This window comes from Brevundimonas sp. EU05-FHT14B07, from assembly GCF_058790795.1.
On record NZ_JBYTCZ010000004.1, the window covers coordinates 136,550 to 159,481 of the forward strand.

A 22,932-nucleotide genomic window follows, 5' to 3' on the forward strand; every position below is an offset into this window, starting at 1 on the left:
CGCTCAAGCCGAGGGCGCGTTGTCTTGCCCTCTCAAGGGCTGCGGCTGGGCGGGACGCGGGTTCAGCCTCTGGATCATTCGGCACCGCGACTCGATCACACGCCTCATCATCGTGACTCGCCTTCAGGTCGTGCTGCAAGGCCTTCGGCAAACGTGGCGGCAGACCGGCCGCCCAGGCGTCGATCTGCGGACGACTGTAGCGCAGGACATTCGCGCCGAGATCGAGTGGGGCCACGGGCAGGACCTTAGATAAGGTGCCCCACGATAGACCGCCCAAATAGGCGCACAGCTGCTCACGCGTGAGAAGCAGGGGCCAGGCCGAAGGGATGTCACAGGCAGGGGCCATGGTCAGGCGGCAGTTCCTGCACTAATCAGGAGTTGATTAGATTGGGGGGCAATTTGAAACTTATAGATGCTGTCGTATGCGGCTTTGTGGCTCTTGCAGCGTGCGCGACTTTGGCGTTGGTTTACATAGCGACAGGAACTCATTGGGGTTTGCGCGTCTATGCACCGATAGTGCAGGCCATCCTTACTGCTGCTGCGATATTTTCTGCGTGGTTTCTGCAAAGTCAGAAAAGAAAAGAGGATCGCGCAGACACCATCAAAGATAATGTATCTTCCATTATCGCGCTGTCTGCCAACGCAGAATGGACCTTCGCTAGAATGTTGTCTCATATTTGCAGTGGTATGAAGCCGGCTGCGCTTATAATATACCTGCCAGTTATAGCGGACACTGTTGAGATACTGAGAAAGCAAAATATTCACAGCCTCCCATCGAAGAAAGCAGTAGAGGCGTACATTGAGGTGCTTCACAAGCTGGCCGCATGTATTGCTCTTATTGAGTATGTGAAGTCGCAGGGGGGCGAAGAAGAAGTCTCGCGAGAAAACTTCAAGCAAATGTACGAGATGATTTATGAGTCGAGAGATGATTTTCTTCGAGCGGTTGGTGAGCCAAATGAGCCGAAGCGGCCGCCTCAAGAGGTCGAAGATGTCGTCAAGTGGGCTCCTATGCCGAAGAGCGAAGGTGTTCCCGAAAACCTCACCGCGGCCGATGAATCCAGCGACGAACATAACGAACAAAATCTGACTTGAGCGGAAAGTCACACCCGTACCGGCATGACGATGTTGACCAGGCCCTCGGCATTCTTCGCGCCGGGGCCGGGGTCGAGGCGGGCCGGACTGCCGGGGTCGGTGACGCGGAACAGCATCTGGTCGGCGTCGGTCTGGTCCAGCAGGTCGAGCAGATATTTGGCGTTGAAGCCGGTCTCGAATGACGGGCCTTCGCCCCTGACCTCGATCTCCTCGGCCGCGACGCCCGCCTCCATGTTGCGCACGGTCAGCGTCAGCACCTCGTCCGCGATCGTCATCTTCACCGAACGCGACTTCTCGCCGCTGATCAGGGAGACGCGCTTGATCGCCTCCTTGAACAGGGCGCGGTCGATGGTGATCTCGCGGTCCCACTGGCGAGGCGTGATCCGCTCATAGTCAGGATAGCTGCCGTCCAGAGCCTTGGTGATCAGGCGTCCCGTTCCGGTATGAAGCGCGAGGCCTGTGCTGGCGACCTCCAGCGTCACCGCGTCCTTCAGGTCGGCGAGGATCCGGCGCATCTCGTTGGCGGCCTTGCGCGGGATGGTGACCGACGGCATCCGTTCGGTGTCCCCGCGCGGCGTCTGATCGCGGACCATGCGATGCCCGTCCGTGGCGACCGTTCGCAGCACGCGTTCGCCTTCATCCGACACCATGCAGAGATGGACGCCGTTGAGGTAATAGCGGGTCTCGTCCGTGCTCTGGGCGAAGTGCACCCGGTCGAGAAGCCGGTGAAGCACGGCTGCGTCCAGCGTGAGCGAGACGGCCTCGGTTAGGTCGCCGCGAATGGGGAAGTCGCCGGCCGGCAGGACCGGCAGCTGATACCGCGATCGGCCGAACTTGACCGTCGCGCGCGGGTCGTCGTGGCTGGCCCACTCAATCGCCAGTTCGGCGCCGGGCGGGGCGTTGCGTGCGATCTCGGCCAGGGTGGCGGCGCTGACCGTGAACTCGCCCGGCTGGACGATCTCCGCCGGCAGCTTCTCGACGACCTCGATGTCCAGGTCCGTGGCGGTGATCGACAGGCGATCGCCTTCGGCCCGCAGCAGGACGTTGGATAGGATCGGAATGGTGTTGCGGCGCTCGACGGCGCTGACGACGCGGGCGGTCGCGCGTTGCAGCGCGGGTTGCTGGACCAGGACTTTCACGACTCGGACGCCTCAAGCTTAGTGTTGATGATGGCGATGAGGTTGCTGAGTGCAGTCATCCGCTGACGCGCCAACACCAGGTCTGGCTTCTCGCCGGAGAGGGTGGCAGCGAGGTTGTTTGCTGTCGCCTGCGCTTCTTCGGCCGCCTCAACGAGACTGTCGCTCGGGCCAAAGAAGTCCCAGCCGTCTTCAGCGTCTGTCGCCGCCTCCGATCGTGACAGCGCCGCTTCGCCCCAGTCGCGGCTCCAGGCGGCTTGCTCGGCTTCGCCGCCCTGGTCGATCGCCTTGTGCAGTTCGTAGCGCGCCTGGGTCAGGTTGCCGTCGAACGCCAAGTCACGGTTGGATGGGATCATCGGGGACATCAGTAGTCCCCGACTGAGGTGACCACGGCATCCTCGTCCAGAACGATCTTGGTTCCGGCGGCATAGTAGGCGCGGATCCTGTCAGGCAGGCCGTAGCTCCGTCCGATGTGCTGGGTGTCCTTGAGGTCCCGTTTATCAAGCCGGGCGCTGCTGATGGTGCCGTCCTGGTTCAGCAGCAGGCTGTGCCGGCACTGGTACTTGTCGCGGGACGAATGGTGCTGCTCTTCGTCCAGATACAGCCAGACCGAGCCGTACTCAGACCGCTCGACGATGACCGTGATGACTTCGCCATAGCCATCATCATGCCTGCCCTCGATCATGCCCTTGGCGATCTCCGACAGCTTGATCTCGGCCGGCGCTATGTTCAGCAGCTCGCGGATGTCTTCGGCCAGGCGCGCGTCGATTAAGGCGCTGGCGTGATCCGTGACCTGCTTCTCGATCATGCCGGTGACCAGAAGCCCGTAGGACGGAAGGTTGAGGTCGTTGACCGCAAGGCTGGCCTTCACCGCCTCTTTGATCTGTTTGCCGATGTCGCTGTAGCTGCGGAGGGCGTCGTCGACCGCTTCCACCACCAGCTTCTGGACCCGGCTCGCCACCTGACTTTTCACGAAGTCCGGGGTCATGACTTCGGCGACGGCCTTGTTGATCAGGTCCATGGTGTCGCTCATCACGCCGCGTCCTTCATGTCGTCGGCCATGACCAGCCGGTTGCGGCGCAGGGCGGCTTGCAGGACGTCGCGCCCTTTGCCGTCGAGGTAGGCGTGGCCGATCAGGCGGTCGCGGTCGTTGCCGGCGTCCAGGGCGAAGACGGAGACGGCGCGGCGGTTCTGGGTGTCGCCGTCGATTTCGAGGTCTTCGATCTCGACCAGTTCGAGCGCCTGAAGGCCGCGCTCGCGCTGGATGTGGCGGGCCAAGGCTTCAAGGTCGGGGAAGGCTTTCGGCTTGTCGGCGGGGTTCGCCGTCAGGATGGCGAAGCGGACGTCGTGGGACATGCGGTATCTCCGGCGATACAGGTTGCGGGGGGCGGGGGTTGGGAAGTTATGGGCGGCCAGCAGGGCGACGCCTTCGATCCAGGGGCGGTCCATCAGGCGGCTTCGTCCTGATCCGCGTCGGCGTCGGCCGTGCCGTCATCGCCTGTCGGCGTGTCGCCGGCGGCGAGGTGTTCGTCGGTCAGGATGACGGCGCCCTCGTGGGTCCAGTCGAACCCGTCCTCGCCGAACGCGACGCCATTGTCGTCAAGGAAGCTGGCGAGGATCTGCGCGGCCAGTTCGGCGGCCTGCTCTTCCGTCAGATCGGGGCGGCGGTCGGCGGCGACGGCGGCGATCGCCTCGACGAACTCTTCTTCGCTGGGCGCCTCAGGTTTGGGAGGCGTCGGAGTCAGGACGCCGCCGGCGGCGTTCGCGGCGACAACGATCATCTGATTGATCGCCAGTTCCTGCTCGCTCGGCGCCAGATAGTGGTTGCGGTCCTTCACCGTCTTGCCGTTCGCGGCGACGATCACACCGGACGGCAGGGCTTGCCACGGCAGGGGTCGGTCAAGGTCGCTGGCGATGCTGACGACTTCATGCGGCTGACCGGCCTCAGGTCGCTCTTGGGCGACTGCGAGAAGGCGCAGATGGCGCTGGCGGGCCTCGGCCCAGGCCGCATCGCGCGCGGCCATCGCGGCGGTGCGGTCGCGATCCTGCTGCTCGCGTACCGCAGCCTCAGCGCGGGCCGCCTCGACCAGGGCTACACCCTCCTCCGTCATCTCACCAGGTTCAGCCAGCCATGGCGTCGCAAGGATTGGGCTCTCGTCGTCCCAAACGGGCGCTTGCTCACCGAGCACCTTGGCCTGCGCAGCGCGAAGCATGGCTTTGCGCGCTTCTGTTCCGTCGTGCAGGCCCGCCGGTAGCGTGGGATTGCACCAGTCGACGCCGTGGGGTGCGCTGTAAGCTCGTTTTACGGTGTAGCGCCCAAGGTTCTGCCCGTAGGCCTGAAGGCCGCAGAACTGCAAAACGCCCAACTCTTGCAGGCGTTGAAACTCTGCGGAGCTGCTGGCCTCGGGAGCGACCACAACCTCATTCCAGAAGTTGCCGTGCCGCGTCATCTCCAAGGCCGCGAAATGAACCTCAATGACAGTCAGCCATTCGGCCGGGGTCAGGTCGATCGGCTTCGGCGCGTTGTCCTTCGCCGTCAGCTTCTGACGGGCGTCGCGCACCGACAGGTGTTTGGGGTCGTCGCGCGGCAGGGTCATCCGCTGCTGGTCGGCCTCGTCCAGCTTCAGGAAGCGGCGATGCTGCTGGACGTGTTCGGGGGTGTAGCCGAGGCGTTCGGCGATCAGCTTGTTCTCGAAGCCCAGCTCCGCCAGCTGTTCGAAACCCTTGGCTTTCTCGATCGGGTTCAGCTTGCGACGCAGCAGGTTCTCGGCGATGGCGGCGAAGCGAGTTTCCTTGGCGTCGCGGTCCAGCAGGCGGGTCAGGATCGGCTCTTCGGCTTCCCAGTCGCCGTCGTTGATCGCCTCGCCGATGGCGCGCCAGCGGCGTTCGCCGGCGACCAGGCGATAGCGCGGCAGGGTCAGTTCGCCGGCCGGGGTGACGACGGTGAACGTCGCATCCTGGAGGTCGTCATCGGCCATGGGCCGCACGACCAGGTTCTGAAGCAGGCCGTTCTTGACGATGTCGGCGCGCAGGGCGTCCAGCTCATCCTTCGCCTCGTCGCTGGTCCAGTCCTGACGGGCGTTGTCCGGGTCGGGCAGGATCTGGTCGTGGCGCAGCGCCAGCAGGCCGTCCGGAAGGCCCTCCCCGCCCTCCGCGGTCTCGGCGCGGTTTATGGCCTCCAGCTGCAACAGGCCGTCCGGAGTGAGGCCGTTGGCAATCGGCTCGGCGAGCAGCAGGCCCGCGCCCTCCATCCCCTTCAGCGTCTTGCTGAGGTTGGAGTGGTCGCGGCCGATCAAAGCCGCCAGGGCGCTGATCGACGGGATTGTCCGGCGGCCCGCCGGCGTGGCCAGGGCGCGCAGGACATCAGCGTTCTGGACGGCGAGGATATTCAGTTCGAGCATGATCGGGATCCGGTCAGGCGAAGGCGCGCAGCGCGCAGATGGCGGCGGCGATCAGGGTGGCGACGATGAGGAAACGGGCGCCCGTCTTGTTTGGGCGAGGGTTCAGCGGCCCGCCGTCTGGATGGCGGCGATCGGCTTCGTCGGCGACCTGATCCAATCGGAGGGCCGCGCCGAAGGCGCCGGCGAAGGCGTTGTCGGCGCGCAGTCTGTGGGCGACAGCGCGCGCGTCGTCCGAGGTCAGCAGGCGGTCGTAACCGGGCATGACGACGGCGATGCGCGTTTCTCGGGCGATATTGCGCGCCGCCACGATGCACGGCTCGGTGTAGCAGGACGCCTCCATCGCGAGGACGCAGTCGGCGACGCGATCGACGCCGGGGCGGACCGATCGGGCGACCATGGCGTCGACCCGCTGCGCCAGGCGCAGGGTCGATCCGGCGGAGAGGTGACGAACCGGGTTCGTCGGGAAGGGCAGGACGTTGGACATGGCGCGGACGCTCCCGTGGGTGGGTGTCCGCACCGGACCCGGCGGGATTGCCGGTGGCGCCTGCGGCGACGCCTTGTCGGTGCGGACAAGGCGAGGAATAGTGGGTGAAGTTTCACCCTGTCAAGCGGAAGGGGTGATATTTCCCCCTTTCGACATTTTGCGACGTCTTTGGAAGGGGTGCATTTCACCCGTCCAGTCGCGCTCTATCAGCTTGACCCTTCACTCAGGGGTTGCGACCTTGAAGCGGCTGAGGGGCGCGCATGACCGACGACAAAGACCAAGAACTTCGAGCGCTTCGCGAACGCGTGGCTCAGCTGGAGGCGTCGGGCGAACAGGTCGTCGCGCCGACCGCAATCGCTCCCGTTCAGCCCAAGCCCAAGGGCATGGGCGGGTGCGGCGTCGCGGCGGTCGTTGTCAGCGGTTTAGTGGTGGCGGGCTGGCTGATCGCGACGATCTTTTCCTCACCCGCGCCGTCGGGCGGATTCGACATCGCCGAGGACATCAAGGCGCAGCAATCGCTCTGGACTCCGCCGTCGGGCTATAGCGTCCACGAGACCGACGCCGGCGATCGGATGGGGATCGAGTGGACCAAACCTTCGCGCAGTGAGTGTCGCGGTGGCGGCGTGACATGCTTCGCCGTCAATCTGGTCAGCGAGAAGGACTGCCCTCGAAACCTCTACGCATCGATCACCCTGTTCGACGCAGCCAATCGGAATATCGGCTGGACCAACGACACGGCCCAAGGCGTCAGGGCGAATGAGCCGATCCGGCTTGTGTTCACGACCTATACTGAAAACGTCGATGCCGCGCGCGTGGCCGAACTCAGCTGCTACTGACCGCCGGGCGGCCTGTGCGACGGGCTAGAAACGCCGCAGAGAGCCGATAACCCAGCCCCGGATCCGCACCTCGGTGTCGGAGGCGTCCCCGTCGGCGTAGGGAATGGGGGCCGTCCAGCGCGGATTGGTCGAGCGCGGCCACAGCTGCACGACGCCGCCGATGTTCTCGACCTGTTTCAGCGTCACCTCGCGAACGCCGCCTTGGGCGCGGACCCGTTCGACCTCGACGATGTCGCCATCGCGCGGGCTGTATTCGATCGCCGTGACATCGACGCAGTGGACCATGTCGCCGTCATAGATCGCGGCCGGTTGGCCATTCCGCTCCAGGGCGTTCATCGAGTCGCCGCGCACGACCGACAGCCATTGAGCAGCGATGGGGAAGCGGAGATCTGCGGCCGCCGGGTAGGTTTCCGGCTCGCTCTGATCCTCATCGATCTCGAGCCATGCGCCGGCCTGGACGACGCCCCGGATCGGCAGGGTGGCGGCGGCGATCGTCGCCGCGCGCTCGGCCGCGTCGCTTCCGGACATGAAGGCGCTGGACGGCACCTCCAGATAGTCGGCGATCTTGGCGATCGTGTCGGCGCGCGCGTTTCGGCTGCGGCCGGAGAGGATGTCGCGGACCAGATGATCGTTTCCGCCCACGCCTCGCGAGACGGCGCGAGGCGATGTGCCTCGGTCGGCAATCAGCTGGCGCAGCTTGTCACGGTCGATCTCGATCATGCGCGGCATTGTGGCAGGTGCCGTTTCCACCTCTGAGGGTGAATATCCCCTTGACGACGGGTGAAGTTTCACCCTATCCGGCAAGTTATGAGCATCGCCCCCTTCCTCGCGGCTTGTGACGCCTTCTGCACCGAAACGGGTCAATCCCGCCGTTGGCTGTCCAAGCGTCTGTTCAGCGACACCTACCGGCTCGAGCGTCTCGAAGACGGTTCGATCGACGTCGGCGTCCGGCGACTGGAGCGCGCCCGGGCGGATCTGGCTTTGCTGGTCTCTGAACATCTGGCGGCCTCGTCGTCTGGTGACGCGGTTGTGGCGCCGGGCGTCGATCATGGCGCCGAGAAAAGCTTGGCCGTTTTCTCCCCAGCCGGAGGCGTGGCGTGAGCGTCGAACCCAATCGCTGGCTGAAGCTGAAGACGAAGCTGCTGATCAAGGCCTGCGGCGGGCTGGAAGAGGCCTCCGCCGCCTGCAAGGAGTCGTGCCGGTCCTATTCGGTGCAGCATCTGTCACGATGCCAGCGGCCCGAGACACCCGACTTCCTGCCGATCGACATCGTCCTGTGCCTGGAGGCCTATTGCGGCCAGCCGATCGTCACGGCCGCGATGGCGGAGGCGCGCCCGGCCGGCGACGTGGTCGGATGCCTGCGCGACGAGGTGGCGGATGTCATCGAGCGCGGCGGCGACCTGTCTAAGGCGGTGCGGGCGGCGATGGCGGATGGTCAGGTCGATCCGCGCGAGGGCGCCGAGATCGGCGTGATGCTGGACGCCTTCTTCGAGGATCTGCACCAGGCGCGTCAGGCTCTGGCCGAAGCGATGCGGCCCAGAGAGGCGGCGGCGCGATGAGCGGCAACACCTTCCGCACTGGCTTGGGCGTGTGCCCGACGACCCCGCAAAAGGACATGGCGGCCTTTGACGCCCTGCCGCCGATGGTGCGGGCGCGGCTGCGCGACGCGCCGTGCAATGTCGCCAGCGAGCCGCTGTTGCGGTTCTGGCGCTCGGATATCGGTGACGCCTCCGAACGGCACGACGCACTGCTGGCCAAACTGGATCGCGGCCTCGGCCGTATCGCGATGGGAGCGGCGGCATGACGCGGATCGATCACGTCGATGCGGACTTCGTGCTGCGCAAACGCGCCCTACGCGCCAGCTGGAGCGCGATCGCCGGGATGACGGGATGCTCCGAGCTGGAGCTGCGGCGCAAGTTCGACGCGTCCATGCCTGCCCTGCCCGTCGCCAAACCGACCCTGTCGCCGCGCGAGAAGGCGGAGCGGGCGCTGGTGAAGGCTGGCCTTGGTAAGGATGCAGCGGCCATCGTCGCGCGCCTGTGGCACGCCAACGGCGCCGTTCTGCCCAGCGCACAGTTGGCCCAGGGCATCGCCGGCGGCGGCGCGGCGCGCGCGGTCTGCGTCACGGCGCGAGAAATCGCCAAGGCGCGGCTGGGCCTGACCTTCCGCGACAAGGGGTTCGGCCTGACGCCCGGCGATCTGGCCGTCGTGTCGCGGCTGGCCGAAGCCTGGGAGGCCGCTCAGTGAACCGGCGCGCCGGCAAACCGCAGTCGCGACCGGCCGGCGTCAAGAGCCGGGCCGATTGGCGCGGTCTGGTCGAGCTGGCCAAGGCCTGCGCCGACGACGCCGCTGAAGAGGCGTGGGGTCAGGACGCCGAACTGCGTCTGGCCAGCCTGGGCAACCGGGTCAACGGCGCCTCGACCGAGGTGTTCGCGCGCGAGGCCGGGGCGGCGACAACGGATGCGGCGAAGGCCTTCGTGCTGGCCGCCAAGGCGTTCGCGCGTCGCGAGACGCCCGGCGAGGTGCGGCGGCGACTGGCGGCCTCGGTCGCCGACCTTTCGATGTTTTTGGATCAGCAGCTGACCGGCCTGGCGGACCGGGATTTTCGACAGGCCCATCGCGGCCGTCCGGAGGTGTGGGGATGAGGCTCTTTTCGTGGCGCTACCGGCCCTTGGCCTACTTGAGCGCGGGTTCGCCGTCGCGCCGGAGGCCGACATGAGCGCGCAGATCACAGCCGCCCATGTGGCGCTCGCGGTCGTGGCGGCGTGTCGGATGACGGGGGCGGATCCGCAGGCCGTGTTCGGCCCTGCCCATGGCAACAAACGCGCCCGGCTGATCGCGGCGGCGGGCCTGATGACGGCGCTGAAGCTGAAGCCCCGCGACGTCGCCGGCGTGTTCAAGGTCGATCGGTCGCGGCTGGCCCCGTCCATGCTGCGCAACGCGGACATCGAGGCGGATCACCTACTGACCGTCGCGGAGGCGCTGCGGACGGGCGGCGTTCTGGATGGCGCGCGCCCACAGCCAAAGGCGGCGGACGCGGATGCGTCGGCGCGTAAGCCCTCGCCGGTTCAGATGCGCCCGGATCGCCCGCTCGCCCCGCCGCCTCCGCCCACGCCACCGCCGCCCGCCCAGCCCCCCGAACCCGATCGCCCCCGTCCCGCCGCGACAAACCCGGTTCGTTCGCGGCCGACGCCGGCGCGGTCCGGCGCGGTCGAAACGCTGAAGGCCGTCAGCGACAACATGGTGCGCTGGTCGCGGATCTATCTGTCGCGCGGCGTGCCGATCGGCGACCTGGCCGACCTGTTCGACGTCGATGTCGAGGCCTTGGCTGGCCGCCTGAAGCCCGAACTGGCGAGGGCGGCATGATGCAATATCGCTATCCCAATGGGCAGATCGTCACGGTGATCGAACCCTTCTATCCGGCGTCATGCGACGGATGCGGATGGCAGGGTTCTTCCGGCGACTGCGGAACCGATGGCTGGGGCGACGACAGCGACGTCTACTGCCCTTCATGTTCGAGGAACGGCGCGGATTGCGGCAAGGCGGCTGAAGCGGCCGTCCGCATCAAAGCAAGCGGGCAGGACGCGCCATGACCGCCGACATTGTCGAATTCCCCGCTCGCCCGGCCGGCGAGCCTGTCCGCGTGCGCCGCGTCGCGGCCGAGGGCGACATCGTCGTTATCTGCCTGAACGCCACCGTCGGGCTGTGGGCGGCCTGGCCTGTCGCTGCCGTCGATGACGACGGGGTGGTGATGGGCGTCACCAATCGCGCCGGCAAGATGCTGGGCGTCGGTCGGCTGAACTGCGCGCCGGACGTGCTGGCCTTCCGCGCCGCCGACCATGATCCGGAGGCCTTCGCCGCCCTGCGCTGGCGGACCTGGATGGATCAGGGCGATGCGGTGCTCGCCTTCGCCGAGATCGCGACGGTGTCGTCATGACGAAACCGAAGGCAACACGTCAAAAGATGGCGCCTGCGTCTCCGGGCGATCTCGTTGTGCTTCAGATCCAAGGAACCGTCGGTTGGACTGTCCTGTCGGTCGCTGAGGTCGATGAAGACGGCGCGATCACCGCCGTGTTCGATGTCGATGGCCGGGCAATCGCCATCTATCGGATGACGGACAGCCTCTCGTCATGGTTCGTATGCGGCTCCGAACGGCTGCGCGAGGGCGCGCACGCAGAACTTCAAGGCCTGACCTCGCCTGACATCGCCGCCATCAAGGCGGCCTTCCGGGAGTGCGCGGCTGATGTGTGAGCGGTGCGATCTGCTGGCGGCCGAGTTGGCGCAAATGAAGGATGAGCTGGCCGAATGGCGGCGACAGGCGTCGGAAGAGCGCAGCGTCATCGTTCGCGGCGAGGTGCGGGACCGCTGGTCCAGGACGCTGCGCCTGGCCCCGTTGCTGTCGCAGGCTGTCATCCTGCTAGTCGAACGCGAGGGGCGCGCGGTCCGCTACGACGCGATCGCGAGGGCGACCTGCCGACACTTCGACGACCTTGCCGACCCCTGCACAAGCGCCAAGGTCACGGTGCACAAGGTGCGCCGGGCGATAGCGGCGGTCGGCATCAACGACGGGATCGAGACGGTCTGGGGCGTCGGCTATCGCATGCGCCCGAATGCAGCAGCCGCGCTGAGGCGGGTCGTATTCGGGCCTGACGTGCCCTCCATCGTCGGGGTGGCGGCATGATCCGCGAGCCTGTGGTCAACACGATCTGGGGGAACAGCGGGCCGTATCTGACCCGCGTCACGTGGGGCCGGTTGCGTCTGCACGTCTTTCATCGCGGCGATGAAGACCCAGACTGTCATGACCATCCAGCGGACTTCTGGACCTTTCCGCTTGTCTCCTACGTCGAGGAGTACCGCGCTGCGGATGGGTCGGTTCGCGAGCGACCAGTCCACGCCTTCCGTCTGCATCGGCGGCGAGCCGAGTTTGCGCATCGCGTCCTTCGCGCTCTGCACCATGACGGCCAGATCCTGACGATCGTTTGGTGGGGCCGCAGCCGTCGAGCGTGGGGCTTCCACACCGACAACGGCTGGGTGCCTTGGCGCGCCTACATCGCGGCGGCGGCTGAAGGTGCGGACCATGCGTGACCTGTTCGGAGAGACGCCTCGGCCGGCCCCGAAGACGGGCGAGATCGCCTTGGCGATGGTGCTGCACGGGCAGACCGACAAGGCGTGGCTGCTGGCCGAGACCAACGATCGGCGCGACGCGCAGTGGGCGCCGAAGTCGCATGCGAAACGCGGCGAGGGCCGCGACGAGACCATCTGGACCATGCCGACCTGGCTGGCCCAGGAACGGGGGTGGATGTGAGTAAGCTTGGGGAGGCCGGCGCGTTCGAGGCGGCCTTGAACCTGCTGCGCGAGCAGCTGCGGGCGGTGGCGGACGTGCGCCGTCAGATCGCCAGCGATGAGGCGCTGCGGGCGGAAGATCCGAAGCATCAGCACGCGCTGATGGTCCAGACGCTGAACGAGATGGGGCAACTGGGGCGGGCGATCAGCACGCTGGAAGCCGTCGAGGCCGGGCGGATCGTGGTCGCACCGGAGACGGTGCTGCGGCCCCGCGTGGCGGCGGCCGACTTGCCGCCGATAGAGCGGACCAGCGCCTTGGCCGTGAAGACGCCCAGCGCGCCTCCGGGGGCCTTGTCATGAGGCATAGTGGGCATGGACTGATGGAGGCGAATCGCTATGGCGGTCAGCAAGGCGCAGCGGATGCGCATCTTCGTGCGCGACAATCTCATCTGTCGCTATTGCCGTCGGGTCTGCGTCATCATGACGACGCCCTCGCTTCAGCCGCCGGAGACGGCGACCATCGATCATCTGGACCCGGACGGCGGGGACGACGATCGCAATCTCGCCACCGCCTGCAAGGGCTGCAACAGCCGCAAGCACGCGCGCACCGAAGAACAGTTTCAGGACTACATGCTGGAACGCTTCGACTGGGACGAGACGCGGCTCTAACGCCTGCTGCTCTGGTCGGAGATCGACCATGAGCGATGTCGCTGTCACGTGGGCGAAGGCTCAAAGCTGCCTGACCAAGTCGGGTAAACCTGATCGCACAGCCAAACAGGTGCTGGTGCACATGGCCTCCTACGCCGACGCGGCGGGTGAGGCTTGGGCGCTTGTGTCCGTCCTAGCCCTGGAAATGGAGGTGGACGAGCGCACCGTCGAACGGGGACGCAAAGCCCTGGTCGCCAGCGGCCTGCTGCTGAAGACCGATCAGATGAAGATCCACCGGGGCAAGCGGGTGCCGATCTATCAGCTGCCTTTAGACGTTGGACATGCCTCGACGGTTCGACGACTAAAAGCGGAACGGGCCGCTTGGGGCGACACGGGTGACGCCCCTAGGGGCGACATGGGTGTCGCCCGTGGAGAAACTGGGGCGACACCCGTGTCGCCCCAAGATGTCGCAGATGTCACCCCTAGGGGCGACACGGGTGTCGCCCAAATAGGGAATAGAATTACTCAAGGGCTAAAGCCCTCCGCGAGTGCGTGCGCGAGCGAGGCTGCAAAGGCCTGGGCGACGAAGGCGCCGGAGCGGGTCGCGCCTCCGATCATCGATGCGGCTTGGGCTCGCGCCATCGAGCGCAGCGGTGAAACCGACGAGCGGATGCTGAGCGCGGTTCGGGCCTGCGTCGCTCGTGATCCCGACTTCGGCCGGGGCAAGGCGATGAACCTAAACCGCTGGCTGGATGAGGATCGGTTCATGGCCTGGCTGCCGGACGACGGCGCGCTGGCGCAGGCCCCGATCGTCCTGGGCTGGGCGGGACCGGCGAACGTGAAGGCGGCCGTCATGGACGCGATGGGGGAAGCGGGCGTAGCCAGCTACCTCAATCACGCGGGCTGGGACGAAGGGCTCTGCGCGGTCGTCGCCGCGACGAAGATCGGGGCGCAGCGGCTGACGGATGGGGCGGGTTCGGCGCTGAAGGCGCTGGGCGTCCGGGTGATGACTAAGGGGGCGGCGCATGGGTAAGGCGGTTATGCCGATGCGGCTGAGCGCAGAGCAGCTGGCACGCATGGAGGCCAGCCGGGCGCGGCGCTTGGCCGGTCCGGTCGAGGTGGTGGTGTCAGGCGTGACCCTGCGCCCTTCGCAGCGGGATGCGCTGATGGAAGCCGAGCGTCTGGCGGGCGGCGGCCTGGCTGAGCGACGCAAGGCGGCCATGCTGGTCCGTCTGGTCGAGGGGCAGTTGAAGGCGGCGCGCGATGGGGCGGCCGTCGAGGCGGCGATCGAGGACACACTGCTGCGGGCCGAGGCGCGCGGCGAGGCGTTCGAGGTCGAGACGGTGGCGGTCGGCGAGTTCCGGCGCGACGACAACGGCGGGCTGGCGCGGCTCAAGGGTCAGCCCATCCTCGACGTTCAGACCGTTCGGCGGGCGCGGCGCATCGATGGGATCGCCAGCCTCTATCGGGCCGGGCACCTCGACGATGACCAGCTGCGGATTGCCGACGAGTATCGCCAACTGGTCGAGGCGGCCCGCCCGCCGGTCGGCGTCGCGACGATCGAGCCACGCGTGGGCCGGGCATGGGCGGATCCAGAGGCTCCGATGGCGGCGGCGATCGAGCGAGGACAGGCCGGCGCGCTGCTGTCGAGAAAGCACGCGGCGCTGACGCCGGAACAAGCCGCCGTGCTGCAGGCCGTCGCCGGTCGCGGTGAGAGCATTCGGGGGCTTACGGGAGGCGGTCGTCGGTGGCAGGCGAATCGGTCGCTGCTGATCGAGGCACTTACACTTTCCGACAAAGTTCGATCGGTCGAGAAAATGTAGGTTGTCGGACGGGAACGCTAAGTGCATCCGTTCCCTCACTTCCAGAGGTGCGACCCCAGCCCGCCCGGCCCTGCCGAGGCGGGTTTTTGGTGGCCGCAATAGGCCACGGGTCCTTCCCCCAAACCCTGACGTATACGGGCAGCTTGGGCATGCAGGTTCTCAAGCGAAGACCTAAAATGCGGATAGCACGGATCGCGCACGGATCAGGTTTGGCGCACGGGTGAACGCACATGAACGCACGGATGCAATCAGCACCGTCCGGCTTCGTGACTGTCGCCCAGGCGGCGGCCGAACTGACGCGGCGCGGCGATAAGATCGACGCCTCGAACGTGTCGAGGTACATCGCCCGCAACCCCGACATCGCCTCTCGAAAAGAAGGCCGATGCCGATACATCGATCTGGCGGCGTTGATCCTTCATCGCTCGGGCAACACGCTGTCGATAGGGCGGCGCGACATGGTCCCGGAGGATGCTGCATCAAGCGGCCTGGACGATGATGATGGCGGCGGCGTACCGCTGACGCCCGGCATCGCCTCGGAGATCCAGCAGGCCAACCTTCGCCTGAAACAGCTTCAGGTCCGCGACAAGGAACGTGAAGACGCACTGGCCGAGGGCGACCTTGTGCCGGCGGCTGACGTCCTGGCCGTCATCAACGGCGTGATGCAGACCTTCGTGACAGAGTTGGAGCGGGTCGAGATGTCCATCGCCACCCGCCACGGCCGCGTCGTCGCTGCTGATTTCCGCAAGGCGCGAAAGGATGCCCAGGCAGCGGCATCTGCCAAACTAAAGGTCGCGGCCGAAGCGCAGCTGCACCCGTCTGTCTCCGGCATGATCGCCGCCGATCAGGCCGCTGCGCCCTGACGCGATGACAGCAATGTCGCTGGCCGCTGCGGCGGTCTACGCGGGTGTGGCGGCGGCGATGGCGCCCGCCCCTGAAACGAGCATTTCAGAGTGGGTTGCGGGCGGCCCTGACGGCGGGCCGGTTATCCTGTCGGCGCGAACGAACACGCCCAAAGAGGGGCCGATCAGTTTCGACGGCGTCGAGTATCTGCGCGAGCCGCTGGATCGGCTGCACCCTGACGATCCGGCATCGCGGGTCACCATTCGTGGCGGGGCGCAATCCGCCAAGAGCACCGTCGGACAGCTCTGGGTCTGCTGGTCGGTCGAGAACAATCCGCGCTCCTTCGCAATCGGCCTGCCTTCGGCGGGCGAGATCATGAAATACAACGAGCTGAAGCTCGAGCCACTGCTGGACGATAGTCCCCGGCTGAAAGACCGCATCGACCGCCGCGTCATCCGTGGCCGGCCGATGTCGGATGGCAAGAAGAAGACGCTGAAGACGGGCGCGCAAATCCGCCTCTTCAACCTCGCGTCACCGAAAGAACTACAGATGATCTCGACCGGGAACCTGATCTTGGAAGAGGTCGGCAACGCCCTCGTCGATGTTGGTGAGCGCGGCTCCCCGGTCGCCCAGGCGCGTGAACGTCAGGCCGCCTATTCGGTCATCGGTTCCAAGGAACTGATGATCTCGACGCCGTCCGTGCTGGGCGAGTGCGAAGTTTCAAAGGCCGAAGAGGCGGGCGACCAGCGCCGCTTCTATGGCCAGTGCCCTCACTGCACCGGCTTCTTCCACCTCGAGCCGGAGGATTTCAAACCGGCCTCGCCGAACGGCACGCCTCATCACTTCGTCTGCCCTCCCTCGGAGGGCGGATGCGGCGGCGTGTTGGAAGAGACGGACATGCTGACGTTCCGCCCCGCCGGGATCTGGCTGCCCACCTTCCCGAGCCAGAACGAGGATAACCCGGCGCCAGCCAAGTTCGTCGCAGCTGAAGACGTCCATGGCTATACGCGCCGAAACTGCGAAGGCCGCGAGCCCAGCTACTACATCTGGCAGGCGTACTGCGGCCTGATCAGTTGGGCGAAGATCGCCAAGTCCATCGCCGACGCCAAGTCGCCAGCGGAATTGAAGACCCTGGAGCAGCAGACCTTCGGTCGCGCTTGGGATCCTTCGGTCGAGGCGATGAGCTGGGAGGAACTTCACCGCCTACGCGAGCCATACGAACACTCCATCGTCCCGGCAGGGGCGGAATACGTCACGGCCTTCACCGACGTCCAGGGCGCCTATGTCGAAGGCGGGGCCATCGCCTGGGGGCCGGGCGGCGAGTGGTGGGTCATCGATCGTTGGGTCATTCCGGGCGACACAGCCGGCGACCAGGTCTGGTTCGAACTCGACGAGATCTACCGCCGAACCTACCCCCATGCCGAAGGCGGCGAGCTGGGGATCGAGGCGTTCGGCGTCGACACCGGCTTCAGAACCCAGCGCGTCTATTCCTTCTGTCGCGGGCGTCCCCGGTCTTATGCCATGGACGGGCGGCCGGGCTGGAAAGTGCCGATCCTGGGCAAGGCCAAGCCGGTGAAGGTGGTCGAGCAGGGCCGGGTCAAAGGGCGCGTCAAGCTATGGCCGTCCGGCACGTGGGAACTGAAGGCCATGTTGGCCTGGTCCCTGAAGCTCTCGACCGAAGCGGGCTACGCGGTTCGTCAGCAAGGTCGGGGACACTGGTCAATGGCCGAAGACGAGGCCTGGGCGCAGCAGATCACGGCAGAGGGTCTGGCCGAGGAAACCGACGACCGCACCGGCGAGATCAAGCGTTGGTGGAAAAAGCTGCGGGATCGCAACGAGTGGGTGGACATCTGGGTCGGCGCCCGCGCGCTGGCGTGGAGCCTCGGGGTCGGCGCGCCGGCTAAGAACGGCGCAGAGAATGTGGATTGGGCCGCACGCGCCGCTGCGCGCGGCCAGGCCTCGGCATCGGCGCCTGACCTCTTCTCCGGCGAAAAGACGGCGCCGAAGTCCGCAGTTGCGTTGGAGCCGTCCGATCCGACGCCGCCGGCGAATGACAAACCGGGTTCGTCGGAACGTCGGTTCTTCCGTAAGAAACGAGGCTGACCATGGCGCTGACCGATGACGATGTGATCCGTCTCGCCCGCCTGCGGGCTGACCGCGACGCCCAGATCAGCGGCCGGGCGGTGTCCAAGGTCGCTTCAAATGGTCGCTCAAAGGATATGGCGGCGGCGGATCTGAAGCGCCTGGATGGTGAGATCGAGGCTCTGGAAGCCAAGGCTCTCACTGGACGGTCGCGTCGTCGCGGTGCGATCACCTTCCGGTGGGGCCGATGAGCGGCGTGTTCGGCCTGCGCGGCCCTGCCTATCCTTCCACCCGTTCGGCGTCGGTGGCTCATGTGCCTACGGCGTTCGAGCGACCCTATGAAGCGGCGCGCCGCGAGGGCGTGCATGCAAACTGGCGGCCGGGCCTCCGCTCGGCGGATGCCGACTGGCTGGATGACCGCGATGAGGTCATCGCCAAATCGCGTGACATCGGCCGGAACGAAGGCGTCGGCGCGTCCGCCACCATGCGGGTCGTCAATGCGTCCGTCGGCTTCCGCTGGGATTTCACCTCCAAGCCGAACCATCGCGCGCTGGGCATCAGCTATGAGGCGGCCCGCGAACTGGGCCAGGCGATCGGCGCTGAGTGGGAGCAATACGCCTACGGCATCCACTTCTGCGCCGATGCTGAACGCACCCTGACCTTCGGCCAGCTGCTGCGCCTGTCAGCCGCCCACATCTTCAACGACGGCGAAATGTTGGGCCTCGTCGAGTGGGCTGAGGAAGAGCTGACGAAATACAAGACGCGCCTGCGTGTCGTGGATCCTGACCGCCTGTCGAACCCTAACGGCAAGCCGGACACTCCAACCTTGCGCGGCGGTGTCGAGAAGAACTGGAGCCAGGCGCCGATCCGCTACTGGATCCGCGAGGGTCACCCCGACGACGTCGGCATGGGCGCCGGTCGCGTGTCCATGAACTGGAAGCCGTGGGAGCGTTACTCGACCAATCTGGGGCGCCCCCAGGTGCTGCATGCGTTCGACAAGCTGCGTGCCGGTCAGACACGTGGCGTGACCCGGTTCGCCTCGGTGTTGAAGCTGTTCAAAAGCTTCTCGCGGTTCACTGACAAGACTATCGAAGCAGCGGCCCTCAACGCCCTTTTCCTCGGTTTCATCAAGTCCAATGCTGGTCCGTCGGCGGTCTCGGATTCGTTCGACACCGACGACATGTCGGGCTTCGCGGCCGAGCGCGAGGACTTCTACGACGAGAACCCCGTTGAGGTTCAGGGCGTCCGCTTCCCCGTTCTGGGACCGGATGACGAAGTCCAGATGCAGACGACAGCCCGCGACACCTCGGGCTTCGACGGCTTTACGCGGGCGATCCTGCGGCTCATCGCGGCGGCGCTCGGCGTCACCTACGAAGAGCTGTCCATGGACTTCTCGACGACGAACTATTCGTCGGCGCGGGCGGCCCTGATGATCGCCTGGAAGGAAACGCTCGCTCTGCGCGGCTTGATCGAGCAGCAGATCGTCTGGCCCTTCTTTGCGGCCTGGCTGGAAGAGGCGATCGACATCGGCGCGATCCAGCTGCCGGCAGGCGCTCCCGACTTCTACGACGCGATAGACGCCTATGTCGAAGGCCGCTGGCGCGGTCCTGGTCGCGGCCACATCGATCCCACGAAAGAGCTGCTGGCGGCGGCGGGTCGGATGGAAGAGGGCATCACGACCATGGAAGACGAGTGCGCTGAGTACGACGGCTCGAACTGGGAAGACAAGCTCGAGCAGAAGGCCCGCGAGAACGCCTACAAGCGCGAACTGGGCCTGCCGGTCGATGGCGATCCCGTCGTGCCGGACGATGACCCTGAGGCGGATCGCCAGCGGGATGAGCGCCCTCGCTCCGCCCGCCGTTCGGCCATGTCGCGCGTGGCCGCGATCGCCGACAGCGTCGATCACAACGCCTTCCTGGATGCCCGGCCCGTCGCGGCCTGACCGGCCTTCGAGCCATCTGAGGACACCTCATGTCGAACCTGACCAGTCTGGCGACCCGCCACGCGGGCCGTCCCCTTCTACTCACGCCGCGCGCCGCTTTCGAGCTGGCCAACCGCGTGCGCGATGTCGATGCCGAGGCCAGCGTCAAGCCCGGCCGCTTCTCCGCTCTGATCCGTAAGCTGGCGGGCCTGGACCGCCAACCGACCGCCATGGACGACGATGGCGATTACACGCCCGTCCCTATGGAGACGCGCCTGGCCTACACGCCTCTCTATGCCGGGGAGCCGGATGACTTTGGCTTTTGCTGGACGCTGAAAGACAGCGTCGCCTTGATGCAGATCGACAAGCCGCTGCTCGATCGCGGCGAGATGTTCTGCGGCGAGGTCTATCACGGCTACGACACCATCCTGCAGGGCCTGCGCGAAGCCAACGAGGACGACCGCGTCCGGGCCGTCTTCATCCGTGAAGCGACGCCGGGCGGCGTCGTCGCCAGCGGCCTTCCTGCGCTCGCCGAATACATGCGCGAGAACAGCGCGCGGGGCGGCGGCAAGCCCATCCACGTCTATGCCGACATGGCATGCTCGGCCGGATACTGGATCGCCTCCGGCGCCGATAAGATCGTCGCCGGCCGCGTCGGCTTGGTGGGGTCCATCGGCGCCGTCATCGTGCATGAGAACTGGTCCGGGGCCTTGGAAAAGGCCGGCGTCGAAATAACGCCTATCCAGTTCGGTGACGCCAAGACCGACGGCGCCTGGTTCGCCTCACTGTCGGATCGGGCGCGCGCGGATCTCCAGGCCGAGATCGATCAGTGCGGCCGGGACTTCGTCTCGGATGTGGTCGCCGGCCGGCCCCAGCTTTCTGCGGAAGAAGTTCTGGCGACGCAGGCGGCCGTCTTCATGGGCCATCACGACGAAGCGCCCCGTTCTGCGCTCGGCCTGAAACTGATCGATGCCATCGCCTCCGAAGAGCAGGCGTTCGCCGAGCTGCGCGACCAGGTCGCCGGCTCCAAAACCAACACCGTCCCGGGTTCACAAGGATCGGCCGGCAGCGCGCGGGACCGCGCTTCGGCTTCCCCTGCAAAGGAGGCCCCTGTGGCCAAGACACCGAAAGCGGGCGGCAAGCCGTCCGCGAGCACCGCTCTGGCTGCCGCCCAGGCCGCCGCCCGCAAGGCGCAAGCCGAAGTCGCTCGACTGAAGGCCGAGGCCGCCCAGGAGGCACCGCCGGCGGACGATGAAGACGACGCCGATGCGCCGAATGCCGAGATTGAAAACGACGACGCCGACGACAATGACGCCGATGCTGAGGCGGATGACCCCGCTGAAGGCGACGAAGACAGCGACCAGACCGAAGCCGAGAAAATCGCTGGGTCGCCCGAAGCTGAAGCCAACCCGAAGGCGGCGACGGCGGCGATTGCAGCTGGGCTGACCTATGCCCAGTTCCGCAAGACGTCGGCTGCCTACTCCGGCGGCGGAGCGCGCCGTCTCGAAGCGACGCTAAAGGGCTCGCCGCGCCTTGGCGCCGATGCTTCTACGTCCAGCAAGCCGGCGTCTTCCGGTCTCGACCCGTCGGCCATCTACAAGCGCCGCGCCGAACGCGCCAAGGGCAGCGTCAAATAAGCCTCGCCTGAGCCTTCCAACCTCAATCGCCTGAAGGCGCCGCAGGGCGGCGTCGGATCTGGAGACCTCTCATGACCATCCTCAAGGACTCGCCTGGTGCGGGCCATTTCATCCTGTCCGAAGCCAATGGCTATCGGTCGCGTCAGCGCATTGTCGTCGGCCTGTCGCAGACGCTCCTCGCCGGCCAGGTGCTCGGCAAGGTCACTACGAGCGGTGACTATGTGAAGCTGGCGCCGTCGGCCACCGACGGCAGCCAGACCGCCGCTGGCATCGCTTTCGACGACTACGTCACCACGACCGAGAAGGTCGATGGGGTCAGCTTCGAACGGGATGGCGAAGTGACCCTCGCCAAGCTGGTTTGGCCTGCCGGCGCCACGGACAATCAAAAGGCGGCGGCCGTCGCCCAGCTGGCCGCGAAGGGCGTCCTCGCCCGCGTCTGATCAAGGCGCCTTCTTCCCTCATCTCGGCCCGGCCAGCGGCCGGGCCGGTCTCTTTTCACCGACGTCGCCCTGACGGCCGTCGGCTGCCAACACGCAAGGAAACCGACCATGTCTTTGGTGAACGTCTTCAAGTCGAGCCTTTTCAAAACCACCACCCTGACGGCGGCGATCAACGCCACCGAGACCCCGCCGCAGCGCATCGCGCAGCTGGGCCTGTTCGAAGAGCAGGGCGTGCCGACGACGTCCGTTGTCATCGAGCGCAAAAACTCGCGTCTGGACATTGCCCCCGTCCTGCCGCGCGGCGCGGATCCCACGCCGATGAAGGATCCGACGCGCCAGGGCGTTTCCCTGGTCATCCCGCACGTACCCGTGCGCGACCGTCTGATGGCGGACGAACTTCAGGACGTGCGTGAGTTTGGTTCTGAGGATCAGCTCGTCGGGATCGAGGCCGCGCGCGACGAGAAGCTTCAGACGATGGATGATACCCTGACGGTGACCGAGGAATATCACCGTCTGGGTGCGATCCAAGGCTTGATCCTGGACAAGGATGGCAGCGTCCTGCTCGACCTTTACGATGAGTTCGAAGTCACAGAGCCGGCCGCAATCGAAATCGATGTGACACGTGAAGGCTGGACTATTGGCGATGCCGGTCTGCTGCGGGCGCAGTTTTCGGGGCTTAAGACGAAGATGCGCCAGATCCTCGGCAACAAGCCGGTTCGTGGCATCTGGGCACCGTGCGGTGATGCCCTCTACGATCAAGTCGCCAACCATCCTGAAGTGATCGACACCTATCGCGCCACGATGGAGGCCAAGGATCTGCGCGGCGATCCTTCCGAGTCCTTCACCTACGGCGGCGTGATCTGGGAGAAGTATCCGGGTTACGGCGATGTCGAGATGGATGCGGACGAATGCCGCTTCATCCCCATGGGGGTTCCTGGCCTGTTTATCAGTCGCTACGCCCCGGCGAACTGGTTCTCGGCCGTCAACCGCAAGGGTCTGCCGCGCTATGCCATGGCGACCCTCGATCCGACGGGCGAGAAGTGGATCGACCTGGAGGGCCAGACCAACGGTCTGCACATCTGCACCCGTCCTGAAGTCCTGATCCCCGGCCGCCTGAAGTAAGTCGGCGCTCCGCTTTACCCCGCCGCCCGATCGCCTCGGGCGGCGGGCTTTTCCGAGTGCGCGGCGTCGCGCCCTCCGACAAGCCCGTCGAAAGGAACACGTCATGGACAATACGAACACGCCGACCTCGACCTCACAGCTCGCTCTACAGGCCGCGTCCAGCCAGGCGCAGCCGTCGCTGGACGCG

At 66.3% G+C, this 22,932-nt stretch carries 32 protein-coding genes; 25 read left to right on the plus strand and 7 right to left on the minus strand.

Going from position 1 to position 22,932, the window contains the following annotated elements; translation table 11 throughout:
• The first annotated feature begins 399 nt into the window (after positions 1-399).
• Positions 400-1,092, plus strand: coding sequence for a hypothetical protein (locus tag AC3WRC_RS11055; RefSeq protein ID WP_492303874.1), 693 nt, complete (start codon positions 400-402; stop codon positions 1,090-1,092).
• A gap of 8 nt (positions 1,093-1,100) precedes the next feature.
• Here the strand turns inward: AC3WRC_RS11055 and dnaN are convergent, their stop codons facing one another.
• From dnaN to AC3WRC_RS11085, 6 genes are read right to left on the minus strand one after another with little or no spacing between them, the layout of a single operon-like run.
• Positions 1,101-2,231: a DNA polymerase III subunit beta gene (dnaN, locus tag AC3WRC_RS11060; protein WP_492303875.1), complete on the minus strand. Its 1,131-nt coding sequence runs from the start codon at positions 2,229-2,231 to the stop codon at positions 1,101-1,103.
• Positions 2,228-2,593 carry a hypothetical protein gene (locus tag AC3WRC_RS11065; RefSeq protein ID WP_492303876.1) on the minus strand — a complete coding sequence of 122 codons (366 nt, stop codon included), beginning with the start codon at positions 2,591-2,593 and terminating at the stop codon, positions 2,228-2,230. The genes dnaN and AC3WRC_RS11065 overlap by 4 nt, the downstream gene beginning before the upstream one ends.
• Positions 2,593-3,261, minus strand: coding sequence for a hypothetical protein (locus tag AC3WRC_RS11070; RefSeq protein ID WP_492303877.1), 669 nt, complete (start codon positions 3,259-3,261; stop codon positions 2,593-2,595). Before AC3WRC_RS11070 ends, AC3WRC_RS11065 begins: the two co-directional genes overlap by 1 nt.
• Positions 3,261-3,677 carry a hypothetical protein gene (locus AC3WRC_RS11075; protein WP_492303878.1) on the minus strand — a complete coding sequence of 139 codons (417 nt, stop codon included), beginning with the start codon at positions 3,675-3,677 and terminating at the stop codon, positions 3,261-3,263. Before AC3WRC_RS11075 ends, AC3WRC_RS11070 begins: the two co-directional genes overlap by 1 nt.
• Positions 3,677-5,629 (minus strand): ParB N-terminal domain-containing protein, encoded by a 1,953-nt coding sequence (locus AC3WRC_RS11080; protein ID WP_492303879.1) that lies wholly within the window; start codon positions 5,627-5,629, stop codon positions 3,677-3,679. Before AC3WRC_RS11080 ends, AC3WRC_RS11075 begins: the two co-directional genes overlap by 1 nt.
• Before the next feature lie 13 nt (positions 5,630-5,642).
• On the minus strand, positions 5,643-6,113 hold the full coding sequence (locus AC3WRC_RS11085; RefSeq protein ID WP_492303880.1) for a hypothetical protein: 471 nt from the start codon (positions 6,111-6,113) through the stop codon (positions 5,643-5,645).
• 260 nt (positions 6,114-6,373) lie between these two features.
• Between AC3WRC_RS11085 and AC3WRC_RS11090 the strand changes: the two genes are divergently transcribed.
• Positions 6,374-6,949, plus strand: a complete 576-nt coding sequence (locus AC3WRC_RS11090; protein WP_492303881.1) for a hypothetical protein — start codon at positions 6,374-6,376, stop codon at positions 6,947-6,949.
• Positions 6,950-6,973: 24 nt separating this feature from the next.
• On the opposite strand, the gene AC3WRC_RS11095 is transcribed toward AC3WRC_RS11090, so the two are convergent.
• A complete protein-coding gene (locus AC3WRC_RS11095) occupies positions 6,974-7,678 on the minus strand; it encodes a LexA family protein (protein ID WP_492303882.1) in 705 nt (234 codons plus the stop codon).
• A 78-nt stretch (positions 7,679-7,756) separates the two neighbouring features.
• Between AC3WRC_RS11095 and AC3WRC_RS11100 the strand changes: the two genes are divergently transcribed.
• The 23 genes from AC3WRC_RS11100 to AC3WRC_RS11210 all read left to right on the plus strand — a co-directional run bounded on the left by AC3WRC_RS11100 (position 7,757) and on the right by AC3WRC_RS11210 (position 22,745).
• Positions 7,757-8,050 carry a hypothetical protein gene (locus AC3WRC_RS11100; protein ID WP_492303883.1) on the plus strand — a complete coding sequence of 98 codons (294 nt, stop codon included), beginning with the start codon at positions 7,757-7,759 and terminating at the stop codon, positions 8,048-8,050.
• Positions 8,047-8,508, plus strand: coding sequence for a hypothetical protein (locus AC3WRC_RS11105; protein ID WP_492303884.1), 462 nt, complete (start codon positions 8,047-8,049; stop codon positions 8,506-8,508). Before AC3WRC_RS11100 ends, AC3WRC_RS11105 begins: the two co-directional genes overlap by 4 nt.
• Entirely contained in the window at positions 8,505-8,753 is a 249-nt protein-coding gene (locus tag AC3WRC_RS11110) for a DUF6525 family protein (protein WP_483736274.1), read from the plus strand. Before AC3WRC_RS11105 ends, AC3WRC_RS11110 begins: the two co-directional genes overlap by 4 nt.
• A complete protein-coding gene (locus AC3WRC_RS11115) occupies positions 8,750-9,196 on the plus strand; it encodes a hypothetical protein (protein ID WP_492303885.1) in 447 nt (148 codons plus the stop codon). Before AC3WRC_RS11110 ends, AC3WRC_RS11115 begins: the two co-directional genes overlap by 4 nt.
• Entirely contained in the window at positions 9,193-9,594 is a 402-nt protein-coding gene (locus tag AC3WRC_RS11120; RefSeq protein ID WP_492303886.1) for a hypothetical protein, read from the plus strand. Before AC3WRC_RS11115 ends, AC3WRC_RS11120 begins: the two co-directional genes overlap by 4 nt.
• 70 nt (positions 9,595-9,664) lie before the next feature.
• Complete coding sequence (locus AC3WRC_RS11125) at positions 9,665-10,315, plus strand: hypothetical protein (RefSeq protein WP_492303887.1); 651 nt, start codon at positions 9,665-9,667, stop codon at positions 10,313-10,315.
• Positions 10,312-10,542: a hypothetical protein gene (locus tag AC3WRC_RS11130; protein WP_492303888.1), complete on the plus strand. Its 231-nt coding sequence runs from the start codon at positions 10,312-10,314 to the stop codon at positions 10,540-10,542. Before AC3WRC_RS11125 ends, AC3WRC_RS11130 begins: the two co-directional genes overlap by 4 nt.
• The gene (locus AC3WRC_RS11135) at positions 10,539-10,886 is read left to right on the plus strand and encodes a hypothetical protein (RefSeq protein WP_492303889.1); all 348 of its coding nucleotides are present in this window, start codon (positions 10,539-10,541) and stop codon (positions 10,884-10,886) included. Before AC3WRC_RS11130 ends, AC3WRC_RS11135 begins: the two co-directional genes overlap by 4 nt.
• A gap of 56 nt (positions 10,887-10,942) precedes the next feature.
• Entirely contained in the window at positions 10,943-11,200 is a 258-nt protein-coding gene (locus AC3WRC_RS11140) for a hypothetical protein (RefSeq protein WP_492303890.1), read from the plus strand.
• Entirely contained in the window at positions 11,193-11,630 is a 438-nt protein-coding gene (locus tag AC3WRC_RS11145; RefSeq protein WP_492303891.1) for a helix-turn-helix domain-containing protein, read from the plus strand. The genes AC3WRC_RS11140 and AC3WRC_RS11145 overlap by 8 nt, the downstream gene beginning before the upstream one ends.
• A complete protein-coding gene (locus tag AC3WRC_RS11150; RefSeq protein WP_492303892.1) occupies positions 11,627-12,034 on the plus strand; it encodes a hypothetical protein in 408 nt (135 codons plus the stop codon). The genes AC3WRC_RS11145 and AC3WRC_RS11150 overlap by 4 nt, the downstream gene beginning before the upstream one ends.
• The gene (locus tag AC3WRC_RS11155) at positions 12,027-12,254 is read left to right on the plus strand and encodes a hypothetical protein (RefSeq protein ID WP_492303893.1); all 228 of its coding nucleotides are present in this window, start codon (positions 12,027-12,029) and stop codon (positions 12,252-12,254) included. The genes AC3WRC_RS11150 and AC3WRC_RS11155 overlap by 8 nt, the downstream gene beginning before the upstream one ends.
• Positions 12,251-12,592 (plus strand): hypothetical protein, encoded by a 342-nt coding sequence (locus tag AC3WRC_RS11160; protein WP_492303894.1) that lies wholly within the window; start codon positions 12,251-12,253, stop codon positions 12,590-12,592. The genes AC3WRC_RS11155 and AC3WRC_RS11160 overlap by 4 nt, the downstream gene beginning before the upstream one ends.
• Positions 12,593-12,628: 36 nt before the next feature.
• A complete protein-coding gene (locus AC3WRC_RS11165; RefSeq protein ID WP_492303895.1) occupies positions 12,629-12,901 on the plus strand; it encodes an HNH endonuclease in 273 nt (90 codons plus the stop codon).
• Positions 12,902-12,929: 28 nt separating this feature from the next.
• Complete coding sequence (locus AC3WRC_RS11170; RefSeq protein ID WP_492303896.1) at positions 12,930-13,913, plus strand: helix-turn-helix domain-containing protein; 984 nt, start codon at positions 12,930-12,932, stop codon at positions 13,911-13,913.
• Positions 13,906-14,703 (plus strand): hypothetical protein, encoded by a 798-nt coding sequence (locus AC3WRC_RS11175; RefSeq protein ID WP_492303897.1) that lies wholly within the window; start codon positions 13,906-13,908, stop codon positions 14,701-14,703. The genes AC3WRC_RS11170 and AC3WRC_RS11175 overlap by 8 nt, the downstream gene beginning before the upstream one ends.
• A gap of 242 nt (positions 14,704-14,945) precedes the next feature.
• Complete coding sequence (locus AC3WRC_RS11180; RefSeq protein ID WP_492303898.1) at positions 14,946-15,563, plus strand: hypothetical protein; 618 nt, start codon at positions 14,946-14,948, stop codon at positions 15,561-15,563.
• Positions 15,564-15,576: 13 nt separating this feature from the next.
• Positions 15,577-17,646 (plus strand): terminase gpA endonuclease subunit, encoded by a 2,070-nt coding sequence (locus AC3WRC_RS11185; RefSeq protein ID WP_492303899.1) that lies wholly within the window; start codon positions 15,577-15,579, stop codon positions 17,644-17,646.
• Between the two features lie 2 nt (positions 17,647-17,648).
• Positions 17,649-17,876 carry a hypothetical protein gene (locus tag AC3WRC_RS11190; protein WP_292045853.1) on the plus strand — a complete coding sequence of 76 codons (228 nt, stop codon included), beginning with the start codon at positions 17,649-17,651 and terminating at the stop codon, positions 17,874-17,876.
• Entirely contained in the window at positions 17,873-19,567 is a 1,695-nt protein-coding gene (locus AC3WRC_RS11195) for a phage portal protein (protein WP_492303900.1), read from the plus strand. Before AC3WRC_RS11190 ends, AC3WRC_RS11195 begins: the two co-directional genes overlap by 4 nt.
• Positions 19,568-19,596: 29 nt before the next feature.
• Positions 19,597-21,183, plus strand: a complete 1,587-nt coding sequence (locus AC3WRC_RS11200; RefSeq protein ID WP_492303901.1) for a S49 family peptidase — start codon at positions 19,597-19,599, stop codon at positions 21,181-21,183.
• A gap of 71 nt (positions 21,184-21,254) precedes the next feature.
• Positions 21,255-21,623, plus strand: coding sequence for a head decoration protein (locus AC3WRC_RS11205; RefSeq protein WP_492303902.1), 369 nt, complete (start codon positions 21,255-21,257; stop codon positions 21,621-21,623).
• A 108-nt stretch (positions 21,624-21,731) separates the two neighbouring features.
• Complete coding sequence (locus AC3WRC_RS11210; protein WP_492303903.1) at positions 21,732-22,745, plus strand: major capsid protein; 1,014 nt, start codon at positions 21,732-21,734, stop codon at positions 22,743-22,745.
• Positions 22,746-22,932: the final 187 nt, after the last annotated feature.